Below are 18,117 nucleotides of genomic sequence, written 5' to 3'. Positions count from 1 at the left end.
CAGCCCGGCCCAGCCCGGCCCAGCCCGGCCCAGCCCGGCCCAGCCCGGCCCAGCCCGGCCCAGCCCGGCCCAGCCCGGCCCAGCCCGGCCCGACGCGGCGCGGTTCGGCCTGGCCCAGCCCGGCCTGGCCCAGCCCGGCCTGGCCCAGCCCGGCCTCGCGCGGCCCGACGCGGCGCGGTCCGGGCCCGATGCGGCCCGGCCTCGCGCGGCCCAGCCCAGCCTCGCGCGGTCCGGGCCCGACGCGGCGCGGCCCCGCGCGGGCCGACGCGGGGTCCGGCGTGGCGTGGTGTTCGGCTTTGATCGGTCGCTCGTGCCGTGGCGGTGGGAGGGTAGGGGTGTGTCGCGAGGCGGGAGTCGGTGGGTGCGGTCGCATGTGGTCACGGGTGGTGGGCGCGGGGTTGGGCGCGCGATCGTTGAGCGGCTGGTGGGGGACGGCGATGTGGTGGTGATCGTCGAGTTTGATGAGGTCGCGCTCGACTGGGTCGGTGCGCATCCGGGTGGGGAGCGGCTGCTTTCGGTTGTCGGGGACGCCTCGGACGAGGCGGTGGCGGCGGCAGCGGTCGAGGCCGCGGTGCGGGTCGCGCCGCTCGGTGGGTGGGTCAACAACGCGGCGGTCTTTCGGGACGCCTGGCTGCATGAGGTGCCGGCCCGGAAGGTGATCGGGCTGATCGGCGGCAACCTGGACCCGGTCGTGGTGGGGTGTGCCGCGGCGATTCGGCAGTTCCTGGCGGCGGGCGGGGGCGGGGCCGTCGTCAACGTTTCTTCGCATCAGGCTCAGCGGGCGGTTCGGGGCGCCTTCGCCTACGCGACGGCCAAGGCCGCCGTCGAAGGCTTGACGCGGGCGCTTGCGGTTGATTACGGGGCTTTCGGCGTACGCGTCAATGCCGTTGCCCTTGGATCTGTTGCCACCGAACGGTCGGAGGGTTATCTCGCCGGGCTGGCCGGCGAGGAGCGGGAGCGGTTCGGGCGGGAGATCCGGCTGCTGCAGCCGCTCGGGCGGATGGGCCGGACCGCCGAGGTTGCTGATGTGGTGGCGTTTCTGCTGTCCGAGGGGGCGGCCTTCGTCAGTGGCGCGATCATTCCGGTCGACGGTGGTCGGTCGGCGGTGGGGCGCGACCCGGAGGAGGCCTGAACGGCGGACCTCCTACGGGGGATTTGGCACGTGCGGAGGGGCCTGGCAGCGTTGTCATGGGACTATAGTCGTGTGCATGGACGAGTCGATGCGCCTAGCGGGCGCTCATGAGGTCAAGGAACTGCTCGGCGTCAGCCGGCAGCGGGTCTATCAACTGGCCGCAAAGGCAGACTTCCCGAAACCGGTGGCTGCCCTCGCGCAGGGCAAGGTCTGGCTGCTCGGTGACATCGAGCGGTGGCTGGCCGGCCGCCGGATCTTCGGCAAAGGTCGCGGCAAATCCTTCGAGGAGGAAGTCCGCGACCTGAGCGGCGATTATCTGAAAGCCGGTGCCTGACCCGGCGATCAGTGCGGGAGCAGGTAAGCGGTGGAGAAGGGCTCGTGGCGGGCGCGCATGTCGGCGTAAGCCGTCAGGATCATGGGCGTCCCGATGACGCCGCCGGCGACGGTGAAGGCGGCGGAGATCACTTCGGCGATGATGGCGGTGCTGAGGCTGGCACCGTCCGAACCGCCACCGGCGGCCAGGATCGGGCCGGTCAGGAGTGAGTTGACGAAGTTCAGGCCGAAGGCGATCCCGCCGATCACCAGCACCCGGCCCAGCGCCGCGCCGAAGTCCGCGTGGAAGAGGGAGAAGGAGCGGCCGATCGCGTTGCCCCGTTCCAGCAGCACCAACGCGGGCAGGATCGTGAACACGATGATGAGGTAGATGCCGGGCAGAATGCAGAAGACGAGGCCGACCAGGACCATCAAACCAACCAGGATGCTCCAGCCGAAGATGGCCGGGAAACGGCGCAACGCCGCCGTGAGCGCCGCACCGACCGACACCGGCTGGCCGGTCGCCTTCTGAACGACCATCTGAAACGCCGCCAGGCTGGCGACCAGGTCGACCAGGAGGGCGACCAGGAAAATCGGCGCGATCACCGCGAACGGGCTGAGGATCGCGTTCCAGTCGAAGTTGCCGTCGGTGGCGCCCGCTTCGAACTGCGCGGTCAGGTCGTTGGAGCGCAGGTCGATCAGGACCGACGCGATCAGCAGCGGGATCACGGCGACCAGCAGGACCAGGGTCATCGGCAGCCAGGTCGCGCCGACGAGCCGGAAACTGCGCGCCCACCAGCCGCCGAAATCGCTGCTGACCAGCGGGTCCTCGGGGCCGGCGTAGTACGAGGCGGGAAGCTGCCCAGGCATTTGCGGCGGCCCGTATCCCGGAACGCCGTAGCCAGGGGCGCCGTAACCGGGCGGCGGCCCGTAGCCGGCCGGGGCGCCGTATCCGGGTGGCGGCCCGTAGCCGGTGGGGGCGCCGTATCCGGGCGGCGTCCCGTATCCGGGCGGAGGAACGTATCCCGGCGGGGGAACGTATCCCGGCGGAGGAACGTATCCGGGCGGCGGGCCGTAGGGGTATGCGCCGGGCGGCAGGCCGTTGGCCGGCGGCGGCTGGTTGGTCGGCTGGCCCGGGTACGCCGAATAGGACGGTGGGCCGCCGGCCGGGCCCTGGCCCGGCACCCCGCCGGTCTGCGGCCCGGCCCAGGGGTTGGGCGTCTCGCCGCCGGGTTGGGGCGGGGTCCACGGGTTGGGCGCCTCGCCACCGGCCTGCGGTGGGGTCCACGGGTTGGGCGCCTCGGAGCCGGGCTGGGGCGTGGCCCAAGGGTTGGGCTGGTGGTGGTTCCAGGAGCCGGTCGCATTGCCCCACGGGTCAGCGGGAGCCGGGGGTGCCAGCGGGTCCCCGGACGCCGGCGCCGCCAGCGGATCGGCCGCCGGGGGTGTCGGCGCGGCGCCCGACGCGGCCGCGTTGTCCGAGGCCCCAGGGCTGGAGGCCGCCAGGTTGTCGGAGGCAGCGGGGCCGGAGACAGGCGGGTTGTCCCAGGCCGCAGGGCTCGACGCCGCAGGGCTGGAGGTCGCCGGGCCGGACGAGGTCTCAGGACCGGGGGCGGCCTGGTCGGGCGCGGGAGCGGCCGGGTCGGACTGCGGCGCGGGCGGGGTGGGTGCCGGGCCGGGGCCAGGCGGCGTGGACGGCGTGGCAGCGGGCGGCTCGGAAGCCGGGGGCTGCTCGTTGTCGTGGGTGCCGGGTGGGTTGTCGGTCACGTCGTCCCGCTCTCGCATCAAGATCAGCGGCGCCACCTTAGCGGGTGGGGCGCCGTTGCGCTGTCCGCGCTCGGTCAAAGCCCAAGGTTAAGGGCGCCCCGCGACCCGCCAGACGGCGCCCGGTCGCAGGCGGCGTGCGGGCGCGACACCGCGGCCTAGAATTCGGAGGATGGCTGAGCTTGAGTCGCCCACGACGATCCGGGATCGGGCTGTCGCGGTCGCCGATTACCTGCTCGCTGTCCGCGCCCAGATGGAGCGCCCCGCACGCACCGTGCCCAACGACGCCCATCGGCTGGACGCGCTGCCTGATCATCCGGCCTGCCAGGTCGGCCCGGCCGCCGACGGCACCTCCTGGCTGCGCGTCGGCCTCCCCGAACTTCCGCCGCCGGTCGCGGTGCCCGCAACCCTGCGCCGTCGCCTGCGCGGCGACGTAACGGCCATCGCCGAACCGATCCAGGCCGGCGCCCCATCGGCCGGTTCGAGCCGATCCGACGGCATGCCCGCCGTGCCGAGCCGGAGCAGCGCGCCCGGCGTTGCATTAGGCGGCGGGTCTGCGGCCGAACCGGGTCAAACCGAAGGAGCGGCCGGGCCGGGGCCGGTCGACGGGGAAGACGCGTCGGGTGCGGATGAGTTTGCGGTGTGGCGAGATCGGGTCTGGCGGCCCTGGGCTTATGCGACCGGGGAGGCTGAGAAGACCCGCGTGCTGCACCGTCAGCTGTTCGAGCTGATGCATCAGATCGACATGTCGGCGGCCACCACCGAGCTGGTCTGGGGTCACGGCCTGTTGGACACCACGATCAACGGCGAGCGGGTTCGCTATCCGCTGATCGCTACCCCGGTGCTGATTGCGTATGAACCGGACACCTCCCTGGTCACGGTCTCGCCGGCGGGGCCGTCGCGGCTGCAGACCGATGCGCTGACCGGCCTCGACGAGCGCTACCTGGCGCAGCTGCTTGCGCTGGCCGGGCCGGCCGGCACGCTCGAGGTCGACCTCTGGAACGACCTCGAGCGACGCGAACTGTTCGAGCGGGCGATGGGCCGGCTCGGCTACGACCGGGTCGTCACCGACGGTCGCGTCGAGAGCGGGAAACCGCACATCGCCGACGTCGGCGTCCTTTTTGCCCGGCCGAAGCAGCGGCTGCTGCGGGGGTTCCTGGAAAACCTGCGGGACCGGCTGCTGACCGGCGACACCACAAGCATCGGTGCGCTGTCGGCGATCGTGGCGCACGAACCGTCGAAACTGCGGATGCCGGACGACCGGCCGGAGGAATGGCGGCGGGTGGGTGAGCGCCTGCTCATGCCGCTTCCGACGAACGAGGCGCAGGAGTCGATCGCCCGCCGCCTCGCCCAGCACCGGAACGTCGCGGTGCAGGGTCCGCCGGGCACCGGCAAGACGCACACCATCCGCAACCTGATCTGCCATCTGATGGCGAACGGCAAGCGCGTGCTGGTGGTGGCGCAGAAGGAGGACCCGCTGCGGGTCCTGCGGGACGGCCTGCCGGAGGGCATCCGCGCGCTGTGCCTGGCCGTGCTCGGCCGCACCACCGACCAACTGGTGCAACTTCAGCTGGCGGCGCGGGAGCTGGCCGACCGGGCCGCCACCCTGGACAAGGAGGCCGAGGCCCGCCGGGTGGAACGGCTGACCGGCCTGCTGGAGGAGGCGGAGCGGGAGCTGGCGACGGCCCTGGGCGGGTTGCGGGCGATCGCCGAGAACGAGGCGGTCACCTACCCGATCGACGGCGTGCCGATGGCGCCGGTCGAGGTGGGTGCCTGGCTGCGCGAGCGGGCGGCCGCCCACGGCGGCATCCCGGACCAGGTGGTGGGCGGTCCGCCGTTGACCGGCGAGGAGTTCGGCACGCTGGTGGAGCTGGCCGCGAGCCTTACCTTGAAGGACCGGCAGGCTGCTCTGCAGCCTTCGCCGGAGACCAGCGACCTGCCGGATGCCGCCGAGATCGGGAGGCGGCGCGAGGAGCGGGATGCGCTGGCCGGGCGGGTGGCCGGGCTCGCTGCCGCGGGTCTGGCGATTGACGAGGTACGCCGGGAAGACCTGGCCGCCGTGCGAGCGGACGTGCGTGACGCTCTAACCTGGCTGCGCCGACGTGAGGGTGCCTGGACGGACCGCCTCGGCCGGCTGCTGAACGACCCGCACTGGCGCGCGGTCTGGTCCGACCATGTAACGGCGACCGAGACATTGCTGGGCGAGCTGGCCGCGTTGACCCGAGACCTTGCGGGTCATCGGGTGGCGGTGCCGGAGACGTACGCGCAGGAGCCGAAACGCCTGCTCGCGCAGCTGGGCGAGATCCGGCAGCGGTTCGCGGCAGGCCGTCAGTTGAGCCGCCTGCTACAGGCCGGCCTGTGGAAACTGGCCGACGAGGTCCGCGTCGACGGTGAGCCGCTGCGCTCGGCCGAGGACGTCGACGTCGTGGCCGCCTGGGTTCGTCGTCAGCAGGCGCGGCGACGACTGGGCGGGCACTGGGCGGAGTGGATCGACCGGCTCGCGATCCCAGCTCCGCCGGGCGATCCGGAGATCTGGGCGGGCACGTTGCTGTCCGACGCGGGTCAGTCTCTGGATTGGGATGTACGCCATTGGCCCGTTCTCGCCGAGCGCCTTTCCCACCTCGTACCGCAACATGATCTTGATCTTGATCCGGCGGCCCTGGCCGTGGTCGAGGCCCTGCTCGACGAGGCGCCGGCGATTGCCGATCTCGATGCGCTCGTCGCGGCCGACACCGAGGTCGCCGCCCGGCTTGCGCCGTCGCCGCTCCTCGCCGACGCCTGGGAGACGCTGTACGGCTGGGATGAGCGCCTGGCCGAGGTTCGCCGGCTGGCGGCCCTGCGCCCGGCCGCCGAACGCTGCGCCGAGCTGCGGGATCAGCTTGCCGAGGACGCGCCGGAGTGGGCCGCCGCGATCGACGCCGGGCGGGTCCCGGCGGTCTCCGGCCAGGCCTGCCTGGACGCGTGGGCGTGGCGGCGGGCGCAGACCTGGTTCGACGACGTGATCGGCAGCGTCGACCCGGCGGTGCTGGCCAAGCGGGTGGAGAACGCCCGCGAGAAGATCCGCCGGCGCACCGCCGACCTGGTCGTCGCGAGTGCGTGGCTGGAGGTCGCGCGGAGTCTCGACGATCGGCGCAAGGCGGCGCTGGCCGACTGGACGACGGCGCTGCGCAAGATCGGCAAGGGGACCGGTCGCACCGCGGCGGCGTGGCAGGCGCACGCGCAGCGGCACATGGAGTCGGCGGTCGAGGCCGTGCCGGTCTGGGTCATGTCGGTGGACCGGGCGATCGAGCAGTTCGCCGGGGGTGCCCACTTCGACGTGGTGATCGTGGACGAGGCGTCCCAGGCCGACCTGTTCTCGCTGCCGGTGTTGTCGCTGGCCGACCGGGCCGTGGTGGTCGGTGACGATCAGCAGATCGGGCCGCAGCTGGGGTTCGTCGGGTCGGTGGCCGGGCTGATCCACAGCCATCTGGGCGACGTGCCGTCGGCCGAGCACTTCGATCCGGAGTCGTCGCTGTACGACCATGCGGTGCGCCGGTCGCCGGAGCGGATTCTGCTGACCGAGCATTTCCGCTGCGTGCCGCAGATCATCGAGTTCTCGTCGCGGCACTACTACGACGGCAAGATCATGCCGTTGCGGGCGGACCGGCCGTCGCTCGCGCCGATCCGGACGGTGTTCCTGGCCGACGGGGTGCGGCAGCCGCTGTCCGGGTTCGGCGACGTCAACGTGGCCGAGGCGACGGCGCTTGTCGCGCAGGTGGCGGCGATCGTGCGGGATCCGGCCTACGCCGGGAAGACGCTCGGGGTGATCTCCCTGCTCAGCACCAGCGGGCAGGCGGTCTACCTGCTGGATCTGCTGCGGGACGAGATCGGTGAGGACGAGATCCAGGCTCGGCGGTTGCGGGTCGGCGACGCCTACACCTTCCAGGGCGACGAGCGGGACGTCGTGCTGGTGTCCATGGTGGTCTCGGACAACGACCCACGGGTGGCCGCGTTCACCAAGCGTGAGTACCACCGGCGGATCAACGTGGCCGCGTCCCGGGCTCGCGACCAGCTCTGGATCTTCCACTCGGTACGGGCATCGTCGCTGCTCGCCGACGACGCACGGGGGCTGCTACTGACGTACGCGGCAAATGTCTTTGATGTTGAAACCTCGGCGGAGCTGGCCAGCTGCGAGAGTGATTTCGAGCGGGACGTGTTCAAGCGGCTCACCGCGCGTGGCTTCCGGCCGGTGCCGCAGTTCCGGATCGGCGCCTACCGGATCGACTTCGTCCTGAATGCCCCGGACGGGCGGCGGCTGGCGATCGAGTGCGACGGGGACACCTACCACGGCCCGGAGCAGTGGGAGAGCGACATGCGCCGGCAGGCCGTCTTGGAACGGGTGGGCAACTGCGTGTTCGTCCGCATCCGGGGCAGCATCTTCGCCCGCGCGCCGGAAGCCGCGATGCGCCCGGTCTGGCAGCGCATCGAGGAGCTTGCGATCGCTCCGATGCCGCGCCGGACGGTGCTGGAGGTCGGTCAGTGGCAGGGATCGGGATCGGTCACCGCGCGCCGGCTCGCGGCCGGCGCCGCCGAACTCGCCGCCCTCGTTCCGGGGGACAAGCGGGTGCGGGTGCCGATTCCCGACGAGCCGCCGTCGATCGAGTTGCTGGCCCGCAACCTGGGCGCGATCCGGTCGGCGATGGGTGACCCGCCGGTGGTCACCGTCGGCGGGGACTGCGGTGTCGAGGTCGCGCCGATCGAGGCGGCCCTGGCCGCGCATGGTGACGGCCTGCTGGTGGTGTGGTTCGACGCGCACGCCGACCTGAACACGGCCGAGTCGTCGCCGTCCGGGGCCTTCCACGGCATGGTGCTGCGCACGCTGCTGGGGGACGGGCCGGCCGAGTTGCGGCCGCGCCGGGTTCTGCGGCCGTCGCAGGTGGTGCTGGCCGGGGTGCGGGCCCTCGATCCGGCCGAGAAGGAATACATTTCGGACAGCGGGATTTCGATTGTGGGTGATTTGTGGAAGTTGGCCGACCTGGTCGGCGCGCCGACCGCGGTTTACGTCCACATCGACCTCGATGTGCTCGACCCTGAGGTCTTCGCATCGGTTGGCGCTCCCGAGCCGGACGGCGTCACCCCGGCGGAGTTGGTGGCCGCGGTGCGGGCGCTGACCGACCGCTTCCCGCTGGCCGGGCTGGGCATCACCGAGTACGAACCGGGCCGGGCGAGCGACCGGGCGATCCTGGCCGAGTTGATCCCCGCCCTGCTGGCCGGTGCTCGGTAGATTGGCCGCCGCGCCTCTCACCGGGGCGTGGCGGTGGTGGCCCGGTCGATGCGGGCCTTGATGCGGCAATGGCTGGCCAGCAGGGTGACCAGGCCCGGGCCGTCGATCAACTCGAGCGGGCGGCCGGCCAGGGCGTCGTACGCCTCCGGGTCGATGCCGTTCAGCGAGACCAGGATGCCCTTCGAGGCGCCCGCGGCCGCGACCGCGCCGGCCAGGGCGTGCACCGCGCCGGAGCCGGCCGCGCCACCCCGGATGGCGTGCAGGACCACCGTGCCGCCGAAGATCGGGCGTGGGTCGGTGGCCGTCCACCGAATCCCGACGGCCGTGCGGGACGAGTCGCCCATCGCCAGGCCCATCACGCCGAACAGGTCGGCGATCTGCTGTTCCCACTGTTCGTCGGTCAGGGTGACCAGGTTGGGGCGGGCGTCGATCTCGGCGAGGACGTTGAACTCCTCGGTGTAGTCCCGGTCGGCATCCACCTCGAAATCGATCTTCGGCGGGACCGCGGTCAGCTCGTCGGGGGTGGTCGAGAGCGCGCCCTGCAGGTGCTTGAGGCAGGCGACCGGGTCGACCCGGCGCAGCTTGATCGCGGCGAAGGTGTCCCGGTCGGCCTGCACCGAGACCAGGCAGGGACGGACGAACCGGCCGGTACGCCGGTCGATGGTGTCGACGATGCCGTTGAACGACACCTGCCGGACCAGGCCGCCGCGGTCCGCCTCGATGATCTCGTGGATGGTGCGCAGGGTCACCCGGGCGATCACGTCGACGTAGCGGTTGCGGATCTCGCCCTCGTCCCGGGGGACCGCGGCCAGGTCGTCGCGGACCCGGTCGAACCGGTATTCGCGGACCACCGGGATCACCTCGATCGGCGGCAGGTGGTACTCGATCAGCAGGTGCTTCTGCTTCGGCAGGTAGGCCAGGCGGAAGTGCTGCGGGAAGTCGTCGGGGTAGACCGAGTTGCCGAGCACCATGGCGAAGTACTCGACTACCGAGGCCGGGTCGGCGCCGGCCACCGCGGCGGCGAAGCGATCGACCTCGGCGTTGTAGGCGGTCAACTTGGTGGCGTGGGCGTGCAGGCTTTCCTCGTACGCCTGCTTGCGCTGGGTCAGCTGGCGTTGGCGCCGCTCCTCGGCCGCCACCCACCTGGCCCGCGCCTGTTCGTAGGCGTTTCGCGCGTTCGCGGTCTGTTGCTGATGCAGGCGGTCTCCGCCGAGGATCTTGCCGACGCCGCGCGGTTGCGGCGGCACATAGCTCTGCCAGGCCGGTTCGGGCAGCGGCCGGCCGAGCGGGCCGGGGTCGAACGGCGGGACCGTCAGGGGTTTCTTGAACTGGTCGAGGTCGATGTGATCATCCACGTCCAGGGTGGAGAGCAGCAGCGTGTCCAGGTCGCTGATCCGGGCCCGCACGTCGGCGTTGGCCGCGGCGGCGTCGGCGGTCCGCGCCTCGACGTAGAGGCGCTGGCGTTCCCGCTGGCGTTCCACGTCCGACGCGGCCTCCTGGGCCGCGTGAATCGCCAGGTCGGCGTTCCTCCTGATCAGTTCGCGCTGCTGGGCGGCGGCATTGTTGGCGCGCTGCTCGGCGGCGTTCTGAGTGGCTTGCGCCCGCTGCATGTCCCGGATGATCCCCATGCGACCTCGCTCCGTTTCTAGTCCAATCGCCACCATATCCACCGGTTAGTGATCTAGTTACGCGGAGCGTCTGTCGTGAAGCTGTCCGTGCATGGTTGGCACGGTCTGCGGGTAGGTGTTGCGCAAGGTTCCACAGTCGGCACTGGCAGTGACTGTCCGTCATGATTCAGGCGTTAAACCGCCCACGAAATTACGCAGCGCAGTGGTCATCCGATCGGTTGATTCCCTACTCTGATCGGGCGAGTAGCTGCACTTCGTGGGTCCGGGGGCGGGCCCGTCAAAACATTGACGCAGCCGAGACCTGTTATATCCGCGCCGTGACGGGTGGTAATAGGTCGGGGGTTGAAAGCACGGTGGGGGAGGTGAGTGGGTGATGGCTGCGCCCGAAGAGCGCCGCACGGTGTCCCCTGCTCTGCCCGAGCCGCGCACCCCGGCCGACGACGCGCACGGTCCGGCCTGGTTCTCCTACACCGCCACCGGCGACCAGATCGTCTGGTCGACGCAGCTTCGTGCCATGCTCGGCCAGTCGCCCACCCAGAACGAGGTGAGCCGCAAGGTCCTTACCCGTTACGTGCACCGCGACGACCACGCCAAGGCGCTCGGCGCTATCACCCAGACGTGGACCAGCCGGACCCCGGTGCGGACCACCGTGCGCCTGATGCGCCTGGACGGCGGCTGGTTCGACGTGGACTGCCGGCTCGAACCGGTGAAGAGCCCGGACGGCACGGTTCGCGGCATCCGCGGCACGGTCACCGACGTCTCCGGGCGCGAGCGCGCCCGCCGCGAGATCGCCCGGCTGGCCCGCCGGGGCGAGACCGTGCAGCACTCCCTGGTCGACCCCGACCCGGCCACCGGCCTGCTCACCCGGGCCCGGTTCGCCGACGAGATCGACCGGGCTCAGCGCCGGGGTGGCGGCGCCATCCTGATCATCCGGGTGCAGCCGGAGAAGTACGGCGACGATCCCGACGGGGTACGCCCCGACCGCAACGCCGACCTGCTGCACCGCGCCGCCCGGGTGCTCGAGGGCGTCGTGCAGGAGGGTGCCCTGCTCGGCCGGGTCGGCCCGAACGAGATCGGTCTGCTGCTCGGCGGCACCTCCTGGCCGATGGCCCGCCGGGAGGCGGAGTTGCTGGTCCAGGCGTTGCGCTCGCAGACCTTCGTGCTGCCCGACACCTGGCTGCGGGCCCGGGCGTGGGGTGGCCTGGTGCGGTTCACCCCGGACGCCGAGGCCGGCAGCCACGAGGTGCTTATCGACGCCGAGCACGCCTGGCGGCAGTCCCGTGACCTCGACCGGCCGCTGACCTTCGTCGCGCATCCGGTTCCGGTGCGCGACCGGCAGGGTTCCTACCGCAGCCGGGTCGCCGACGCGCTCGGCACCGACCGGTTCACCCTGTACGCCCAGCCGATCCTGGAACTGCAGACCAACCGGGTCACCCGGCACGAACTGCTGCTGCGGGTGCTCGACGAGGCCGACGGCCCGCAGTCGCCGATCCAGGTGCTGGACACCGCCGAGCGGCTCGACGCGGTCTACGACATCGACCTGTGGGTGGTCGAGCGGGCCATGCAGGTGGCGGCCGAGCAGCCGGAGACCTGCCTGCAGATCAACCTGTCCGGCCGGTCGGTGGGCGATCCGCGGCTCACCGAGGAGGTCGTGCGCCTCATCCAGGAGTACCGGGTCAACCCCGGCCAGCTGACCTTCGAGATCACCGAGACCGCGCTGATCGGCAACCTCAGCGAGGCCCGCCGGTTCGCCGACGCGATCCGGGACCTCGGTTGCGAGCTCGCCCTCGACGACTTCGGCTCGGGTTATGCGTCGTTCCGCTACCTGCGGATCTTCCCGATCGACCTGGTCAAGATCGACGGGGAGTACGTGGTCGACCTGGTCGACAACCCCCAGGACCAGGTCCTGGTGCGGGCGTTGGTGCAGGTCTGCCAGGCGTACGGGATCCACACCGTGGCCGAGTTCGTGCAGGACGAGCCGACCCTGCGGCTGCTGCGTGAGCTGGGCGTCGACTACGTCCAGGGCTACCTGATCGGCCGGCCCTCCCCGTTGCAGACGGGACGATTGCCGAGCTCCTGACCTGGGTACCCGTCGGACATGGAACACTTCACGATCGCCACCGTCGCGGAGCAGAGTCCCGACTTCCGCCGGGTCCTGTGGACCGGTAAGCACACCCAGCTCGTCGTCATGACCATCCCGCCGAACGGCGAGATCGGCGAGGAGGTCCACGAGGTGGACCAGATCCTCACCTTCGTCAGCGGGGTCGGCCAGGCCATCGTCTCCGGCCAGGAGCGCAAGGTCGCCCAGGGTGACCTGGTCGTGGTGCCCGCCGGCCGCAAGCACAACTTCGTCAACACCGGGCCCAACCCGCTGGTTCTTTACACCGTTTACGGCCCGCCGGAGCACGCCGACGGCGCGGTGCACAAGACGAAGGAGGAGGCCGACCGCCTCGAGGAGGCCGGCAAGGACGAGCCCCCCACGAGTTGACACGCCGCCGGGACCGGCCGAGGCCCCCCAGCCAGCCGGTCCCGGCGCCGCGCCGGGGCGGACACTACTCGCGGCGCACGATCACATCGATCGACGTGCCCGTTTGGTCGCCGTCCCGTTGCCCCAATGAGATACTTCTGGCCGCGCCCGATAATCTTCCACCATGGACGAGCCCAGATGGCTTACGGACGAGCAACAGCAGGCCTGGCGCCGCTGCGTCGAGGTGCTCGTCAAGATTCCGGCCGCGCTCGAGACTCAATTACAGCGTGACGCCGGGTTGACCCACATGGGTTATATCGTGCTCTCCGCCCTCTCCGAGCGGCCCGACCGCCGGCTGTCGATGAGCAAGCTGGCCAAGCTCGTCTCGTCCTCGCTGTCCCGCCTCTCGCACGTGGTGGCCCGGCTCGAGGCCCAGGGGTGGGTGCGCCGCGAACGTGACCCCGAGGACGGCCGGGTGCAGATCGCGGTGCTCACCGACGCCGGCATGGTCAAGATCGTCGAGTCCGCGCCCGGCCACGCCGAGGCCGTCCAGCAGTTGGTCTTCGACCGGCTGACCCCGGCCCAGGTCCGGCAGATGACCAAGCTGGCCGACGCGCTCCTGCAGACTCCGGTCGAGGTGCGGCCCCCGGACTAATAAGGTGGGCAGATGAGTCAGCTAGTGCGGGGCGTCATCGCCCGAGGCAAGGGTGCGCCGGTCGAGGTCACGACGATCGTGGTGCCCGATCCGGGGCCCGGCGAGGCCGTCGTGAAGGTGCAGGCGTGCGGGGTGTGCCACACCGACCTGCACTATCGCGAGGGCGGCATCAACGACGACTTCCCGTTCCTGCTCGGCCACGAGGCCGCGGGCGTGGTCGAGTCGGTCGGCGCGGGGGTCACCGACGTGGCGCCCGGCGATTTCGTGGTGCTCAACTGGCGGGCGGTCTGCGGCAACTGCCGGGCCTGCCTGCGCGGCAAGCCGTGGTACTGCTTCGCCACCCACAACGCGACCCAGAAGATGACCCTGGAGGACGGCACCGAGCTGTCGCCGGCCCTGGGCATCGGCGCGTTCGTGGAGAAGACGCTGGTCGCGGCCGGTCAGTGCACGAAGGTCGACCCGTCCGCCCGCGCCGCCGCGGTCGGGCTGCTCGGCTGTGGCGTGATGGCCGGGATCGGCGCGGCGATCAACACCGGCGGGGTGACCCGGGGTGACTCGGTCGCGGTGATCGGCTGCGGTGGGGTGGGTGACGGCGCGGTCGCCGGGGCCGCGCTGGCCGGGGCGACGACGATCATCGCGATCGACACCGATGACCAGAAGCTGGAATGGGCGCGCGGCTTCGGGGCCACGCACACGGTCAATGCCCGCGGGATCGACGTGGTGAAGGCCGTCCAGGACCTCACCGGCGGCAACGGCGCCGACGTGGTGATCGAGGCGGTCGGCCGCCCGGAGACCTACAAGCAGGCGTTCTACGCCCGCGACCTGGCCGGCACGGTGGTGCTGGTCGGGGTGCCCACCCCGGAGATGACCATCGAGCTGCCGCTGCTCGACGTGTTCGGCCGGGGCGGCGCGCTCAAGTCCAGTTGGTACGGCGACTGCCTGCCGACCCGGGACTTCCCGATGCTGACCGCGCTCTACCAGCAGGGCCGCCTCGACCTGGACGCCTTCGTCTCCGAGGAGATCGCGCTGGACCAGGTCGAGGAAGCCTTCGGCAAGATGCACACCGGCGGCGTGCTCCGGTCTGTGGTGATCTTCTAGCCTTTATCCGGCTTTGGCGTAAGCCGGCACTGACCGGTCCGCCAGCAGGTCGAGGGAGAGGGCCGCGGTCCAGCTGAACGTCGGCGCGCCGAGGCCCTCACCCGTGGTCGGGTGGAAGTACTCGAAATGCCCGTTGCGGTGCACCAGCCGCACCATCGCCGTACGCAGATCCTCGGCCTCGTCCCGGAAGCCGTGCATCAGCAGACCCCGCCGGACCAGCCAGTTCACGTTGATCCAGACCGGCCCGCGCCAGTACCGCATCGTGTCGAAGTCCGGCGCGGTGCGGTCGTAACTGGGCACCGGCAGCCCGAACCGGTTCGACCGCATCTCGTTCATGATCGCCTGGACCAGGTCGGCGGGCAGGTCCGGCAGCATCAGCGGCAGCAGACCGCTCACGCAGTTCGCCGGGGTGAGCTTGCCGGTGTGCACGTCCAGGGCGTGGAACGTGCCGGTCTCCTCGTTCCACAACCGCCGGATGATCGCCGCGGTGATCTGGGCGGCCCGGTGGCGGTGGGTGGCTGCCTCGGCGGTTCGGCCGAGTTCGCCGGCGATCTGCGCGAGCGCCAGCTCGGCGGAGGCCAGGATCGAGTTGAACGCCGGGCACTCCACCGCGAACGCGTGCCGGTCCAGCAGGCCGGCGTCCGCGTAACCCTCGGCGCGGTAGCTGACCACCAGGCCGACGTACCGGGAGTAGTCCAGGTCGGTGGGTCGGTGCGCGGCGTCCGAGACGTCCAGGTCACGACGGCGGTACTGGGACAGCAGGGCCAGGTCGGCCGGCACGTTGGCCATCGCCTCGTCCCACGCCGGGCTGTTGTCCAGGCCCGACTCCCACGGGTGCACGATGCTGGCCAGGCCGCCTCGGCCCAGGTTGCGGTCGGTGGTCAGGTAACGCTGCTGGGCGACCAGCCGCGGGTACAGCCACTCGAGCTCGGTGCGGGCCTCCTGCGCGCAGTTCGCGCCGTGCGCGGCCGCGTGCCGGTAGACCTCCCAGGCGGCGATCGCGTGCATCGGCGGCTGGACGATGCCGGTGCTGCCGCGGGCCGCGCGGTTGCCGTAGGCCGGCACGTCCCAGAACGCCGGACCCGGGAAGTAGTCGGCCTCGGCGGTCGCCGGGTCGAAGACGATGTGCGGAACGCGGCCGTCCGGCCACTGCGCCTCGAACAGGCTCCGCAGGTCACGCCAGGCGCGGGTGGGGTTCACATAGGCCAGGCCGATGGCGATGAAGGCGGCGTCCCAGCTCCACTGGTGGGGATAAAGCCGGCGGGAGGGGACCATGTGGTCGCCGGCCCAGTTGGTCTCAAGGACGCGGACAGCGGAGTTCCAGAGTTCGGCAGACATATCCGGCTTCAGGGCAGGAGTTGGGGGCAGGTGGTCGTGCATCTAATCAGAAACCCTTTCCGCTGCGGTCACCGGCAAACCTGAAACTTCACCGGCCGCCGAGGCTCCCGCAAGGGAACCGGTGGATAGCGGAAAGGGCACGGACTACCGGTGCGCCGGGCCTCTGGATCAACCATCGGCTCGGGCGGACCGGCGCTGAACTCTAGATGCGGTCCTGCTCTCTGTCTGCACCCGGTCGGGCAGATCGCACTGGGATTTCTCGCCACAATTCGCTGCGTTGACCAGGCAGATACGGCGAGTCGAGCCGCTTGGCGAGCACCGCCGGCAAACCCTGGGCGCGGGCCGTCTCCAGGGCGAATTCGACGCCGCCGGGGAAGTAGGGCGGGGTCTGCCAATGCTCGCCGGAAACCGCCAAACCGTCGAGCAGTTCCCGGCGTTGCGCGTACTCGATCTCCAGCGTGCCGTGCCCCTCCAGCCACAATAGGTCGAACGCGAGGAACTGCACCGGAGTCCGCTCGGCGGCGCGCCTCGCCGCCGCGGCATCCCGCGGCGCCGTGCGCCGATCCAGAAGCTTGGCGTCCGGCCGCGGTCCGTCGAACGCCACCAGCTCACCGTCGAATACCGCCTCGATCGGCGCGAGCGCCGGCCCAAGGGCCCGGATCTCCGGGAACCACGAGGTCACATCGCCGCCGCCGGCTTCATTCAGCCGTACGCGACCACCTGAGATGTACGCCGTGACGCGCCGGCCGGCCCACCCCATCTCGTACGCCCAGAGGTTGTCTTCGGTTTTGCGGGGTTTGGTGGTTTTGGTGGTTTCGGCGGCGCGCATCGGCGGGATGAACTCGGGGAGTGGCTCCCAGCCGGGCTCGGGTGGATCCATCCGCCGGACCATCCAGTCGGCGCCGCCGGTCTGGAAGAAGATGTATCGCCCGGTGGCGCGTTCGCCGTGGAAGACCACCTCGATCTCGTCGGCGCGCCACTTCCGGGTCTCGTAGGTGCCCTGGTCGAAGATCGTCATCCGGCCGCCGCCGTATTCGCCGGCCGGGATCTCGCCGCTGAAATCCAGATATTCGAGCGGGTGATCCTCGGTGTGTTTGGCCAGGTTGTTGCGGGTGCGGTCGCGGGGGAGGCCGCGCGGGACGGCGAAACTGACGAGTACGCCGTCGCGCTCCAGCCGGACGTCCCAGTGCAGGCTGCGGGCGTGATGCTGCTGGATCACGAACCGGTTCCGCCCGGTTTCTTCCGGGTGATCCGGCGGAACGGGCTCAGGAGTGCGTGTTGCATCCCGTTTGCGGCGATATTCACCCAGTCGATCCGTCACAGTTCTTGTCATACCCCGGTGGCAGGCTTGTCGCATGTACTCGGAACGGGCGTCGTCGTTGCCGCACGTGGTGGCCTGGTGGAGTGTGACCGGGCCGGGAGCGGGCGAACACCGCATCCTGCCGGACGGGTGTCTGGACATCATCTGGCAGGACGGCCGGGTCTTCGTGGCCGGGCCCGACACGACCGCGCAGGTCGGGCGGCCGGTGCTCGGCAGCCGCATGTTCGCGCTGCGCTTCTCGGCCGGCACCGGGCCGCCGGTGCTCGGTGTGCCCGCGTCCGAGCTGGTCGATCAGCAGGTGCCGCTCGACGCGCTGTGGCGGCCTTCTTCGGTCCGGCCACTGGCCGAGTCGGCCGACCCGCTGGCCGCCCTGACCACGGCCGCCGCTTCCCGCTGGGTCGCGCCCGACCCGGTCATGGTGGCGTTGGCCTCAGCAACGCCGATCGAAGGCTGTGGTGTCGGCCCTCGACAGCTGCTCAGGCGCAGCAACGCGGCTTTTGGTTATGGGCCGAAGATGCTCGCCCGGATCATCCGGATGCAGCGGGCGGTCGGGCTGGCCCGCGCTGGAGTGCCGTTCGCCACCGTCTCGGCGACGACCGGCTACGCCGACCAGGCCCACCTCGCTCGGGAGGTTCGGGCCATGGCCGGTGTGCCACTCGGTGCGTTGATCTCTACTGCTTGAACCATGCGAAAAGATCAACCGTGTAACCGTCCGGATCGTGGATCACCGCGTATCGCTGACCCCACTCGGCGTCCCACGGTTCCCGATAGCTGCGATAGCCGGCTTTCACCAGGTCGGCATGGGTTGCGTCGACCTCGGCCGGGTCACTGCAGAGGAAGGCCAGGCTCGGCCCGGTCTTTGTTTTTACGACGGCGAACCGGGGCTCGATCGAGGCGAGCAATGCCTCGGTGTCGAACATGAGCCGGATGCCGCCGGGTAGCTCCACTTCGGCGTGCGGCTCGCGATCCGCCTCGGCCGGGAAGTCCAGGCCCAGGCGGCGATAGAAGGAGAGGGAGGTTGCCATGTCGGCCACCACGAGGCCGATTCCGTTGATCGTCGGTGCCATGTCGCCGACGCTACGGACGCGCTTCACCGAAGTCTTGAACAAATCGGACTCGGGGATGATCGAGGGTTTCCCGGT

The 18,117-nt window shown here is 71.0% G+C and carries 13 protein-coding genes; 8 read left to right on the top strand and 5 right to left on the bottom strand.

Translation table 11 applies throughout. The annotated features are described in order from the left end of the window. Together Ate02nite_RS09170 and Ate02nite_RS49705 are read left to right on the top strand one after the other, a co-directional pair. Nucleotides 1-1,132 (top strand): SDR family NAD(P)-dependent oxidoreductase (locus Ate02nite_RS09170; protein WP_239147251.1); only part of this gene is annotated, 1,132 nt, incomplete at its 5' end. Nucleotides 1,133-1,208: 76 nt separating this feature from the next. Continuing rightward, on the top strand, nt 1,209-1,466 hold the full coding sequence (locus tag Ate02nite_RS49705) for a helix-turn-helix transcriptional regulator (RefSeq protein ID WP_203802153.1): 258 nt from the start codon (nt 1,209-1,211) through the stop codon (nt 1,464-1,466). 8 nt (nt 1,467-1,474) lie between these two features. On the opposite strand, the gene Ate02nite_RS09160 is transcribed toward Ate02nite_RS49705, so the two are convergent. Further along, nucleotides 1,475-3,286, bottom strand: a complete 1,812-nt coding sequence (locus Ate02nite_RS09160) for a hypothetical protein (RefSeq protein WP_203802151.1) — start codon at nt 3,284-3,286, stop codon at nt 1,475-1,477. Between the two features lie 91 nt (nt 3,287-3,377). Between Ate02nite_RS09160 and Ate02nite_RS09155 the strand changes: the two genes are divergently transcribed. Further along, entirely contained in the window at nt 3,378-8,468 is a 5,091-nt protein-coding gene (locus tag Ate02nite_RS09155; protein WP_203802150.1) for an arginase family protein, read from the top strand. Nucleotides 8,469-8,485: 17 nt separating this feature from the next. Here Ate02nite_RS09155 and Ate02nite_RS09150 read toward each other — a convergent pair whose 3' ends face one another. Further along, complete coding sequence (locus Ate02nite_RS09150; protein ID WP_203802149.1) at nt 8,486-10,096, bottom strand: restriction endonuclease; 1,611 nt, start codon at nt 10,094-10,096, stop codon at nt 8,486-8,488. 373 nt (nt 10,097-10,469) lie between these two features. Between Ate02nite_RS09150 and Ate02nite_RS09145 the strand changes: the two genes are divergently transcribed. The 4 genes from Ate02nite_RS09145 to Ate02nite_RS09130 all read left to right on the top strand — a co-directional run bounded on the left by Ate02nite_RS09145 (nt 10,470) and on the right by Ate02nite_RS09130 (nt 14,316). Beyond that, entirely contained in the window at nt 10,470-12,176 is a 1,707-nt protein-coding gene (locus Ate02nite_RS09145; protein ID WP_203802142.1) for an EAL domain-containing protein, read from the top strand. A gap of 18 nt (nt 12,177-12,194) precedes the next feature. Beyond that, nucleotides 12,195-12,584: a cupin domain-containing protein gene (locus tag Ate02nite_RS09140; protein WP_203802139.1), complete on the top strand. Its 390-nt coding sequence runs from the start codon at nt 12,195-12,197 to the stop codon at nt 12,582-12,584. A 163-nt stretch (nt 12,585-12,747) separates the two neighbouring features. Further along, nucleotides 12,748-13,218: a MarR family winged helix-turn-helix transcriptional regulator gene (locus Ate02nite_RS09135; protein ID WP_203802136.1), complete on the top strand. Its 471-nt coding sequence runs from the start codon at nt 12,748-12,750 to the stop codon at nt 13,216-13,218. A 12-nt stretch (nt 13,219-13,230) separates the two neighbouring features. Beyond that, the gene (locus Ate02nite_RS09130; RefSeq protein ID WP_203802130.1) at nt 13,231-14,316 is read left to right on the top strand and encodes an S-(hydroxymethyl)mycothiol dehydrogenase; all 1,086 of its coding nucleotides are present in this window, start codon (nt 13,231-13,233) and stop codon (nt 14,314-14,316) included. Nucleotides 14,317-14,319: 3 nt separating this feature from the next. Here the strand turns inward: Ate02nite_RS09130 and Ate02nite_RS09125 are convergent, their stop codons facing one another. Together Ate02nite_RS09125 and Ate02nite_RS09120 are read right to left on the bottom strand one after the other, a co-directional pair. Beyond that, complete coding sequence (locus Ate02nite_RS09125; RefSeq protein ID WP_203802121.1) at nt 14,320-15,654, bottom strand: MGH1-like glycoside hydrolase domain-containing protein; 1,335 nt, start codon at nt 15,652-15,654, stop codon at nt 14,320-14,322. Between the two features lie 202 nt (nt 15,655-15,856). Beyond that, a complete protein-coding gene (locus tag Ate02nite_RS09120; protein WP_203802118.1) occupies nt 15,857-16,975 on the bottom strand; it encodes a DNA polymerase ligase N-terminal domain-containing protein in 1,119 nt (372 codons plus the stop codon). Between the two features lie 34 nt (nt 16,976-17,009). On the opposite strand from Ate02nite_RS09120, the gene Ate02nite_RS09115 reads away from it, so the two are divergent. Further along, nucleotides 17,010-17,657, top strand: a complete 648-nt coding sequence (locus Ate02nite_RS09115) for a helix-turn-helix domain-containing protein (protein WP_203802116.1) — start codon at nt 17,010-17,012, stop codon at nt 17,655-17,657. Here Ate02nite_RS09115 and Ate02nite_RS09110 read toward each other — a convergent pair. After that, nucleotides 17,647-18,042, bottom strand: coding sequence for a VOC family protein (locus Ate02nite_RS09110; protein ID WP_203802114.1), 396 nt, complete (start codon nt 18,040-18,042; stop codon nt 17,647-17,649). The two genes, Ate02nite_RS09115 and Ate02nite_RS09110, sit on opposite strands and share 11 nt — an antisense overlap. Between the last annotated feature and the right edge of the window lie 75 nt (nt 18,043-18,117).

The sequence above is a fragment of the Paractinoplanes tereljensis genome, from assembly GCF_016862435.1.
Taxonomy (GTDB): domain Bacteria; phylum Actinomycetota; class Actinomycetes; order Mycobacteriales; family Micromonosporaceae; genus Actinoplanes; species Actinoplanes tereljensis.
Note: the sequence above shows the minus strand (reverse complement) of the source record. Positions and strands in the feature narration are given on the sequence as shown.

What these genes read in the sequence shown, in the direction of transcription:
- Ate02nite_RS49705 (WP_203802153.1), top strand. Translation starts at nt 1,209, where the DNA reads ATGGACGAGTCGATGCGCCTAGCGGGCGCTCATGAGGTCAAGGAACTG.
- Ate02nite_RS09155 (WP_203802150.1), top strand. Translation starts at nt 3,378, where the DNA reads ATGGCTGAGCTTGAGTCGCCCACGACGATCCGGGATCGGGCTGTCGCG.
- Ate02nite_RS09150 (WP_203802149.1), bottom strand. Translation starts at nt 10,096, where the DNA reads ATGGGGATCATCCGGGACATGCAGCGGGCGCAAGCCACTCAGAACGCC.
- Ate02nite_RS09125 (WP_203802121.1), bottom strand. Translation starts at nt 15,654, where the DNA reads ATGTCTGCCGAACTCTGGAACTCCGCTGTCCGCGTCCTTGAGACCAAC.
- Ate02nite_RS09135 (WP_203802136.1), top strand. Translation starts at nt 12,748, where the DNA reads ATGGACGAGCCCAGATGGCTTACGGACGAGCAACAGCAGGCCTGGCGC.
- Ate02nite_RS09140 (WP_203802139.1), top strand. Translation starts at nt 12,195, where the DNA reads ATGGAACACTTCACGATCGCCACCGTCGCGGAGCAGAGTCCCGACTTC.
- Ate02nite_RS09115 (WP_203802116.1), top strand. Translation starts at nt 17,010, where the DNA reads ATGTACTCGGAACGGGCGTCGTCGTTGCCGCACGTGGTGGCCTGGTGG.
- Ate02nite_RS09130 (WP_203802130.1), top strand. Translation starts at nt 13,231, where the DNA reads ATGAGTCAGCTAGTGCGGGGCGTCATCGCCCGAGGCAAGGGTGCGCCG.
- Ate02nite_RS09145 (WP_203802142.1), top strand. Translation starts at nt 10,470, where the DNA reads ATGGCTGCGCCCGAAGAGCGCCGCACGGTGTCCCCTGCTCTGCCCGAG.
- Ate02nite_RS09110 (WP_203802114.1), bottom strand. Translation starts at nt 18,042, where the DNA reads ATGGCACCGACGATCAACGGAATCGGCCTCGTGGTGGCCGACATGGCA.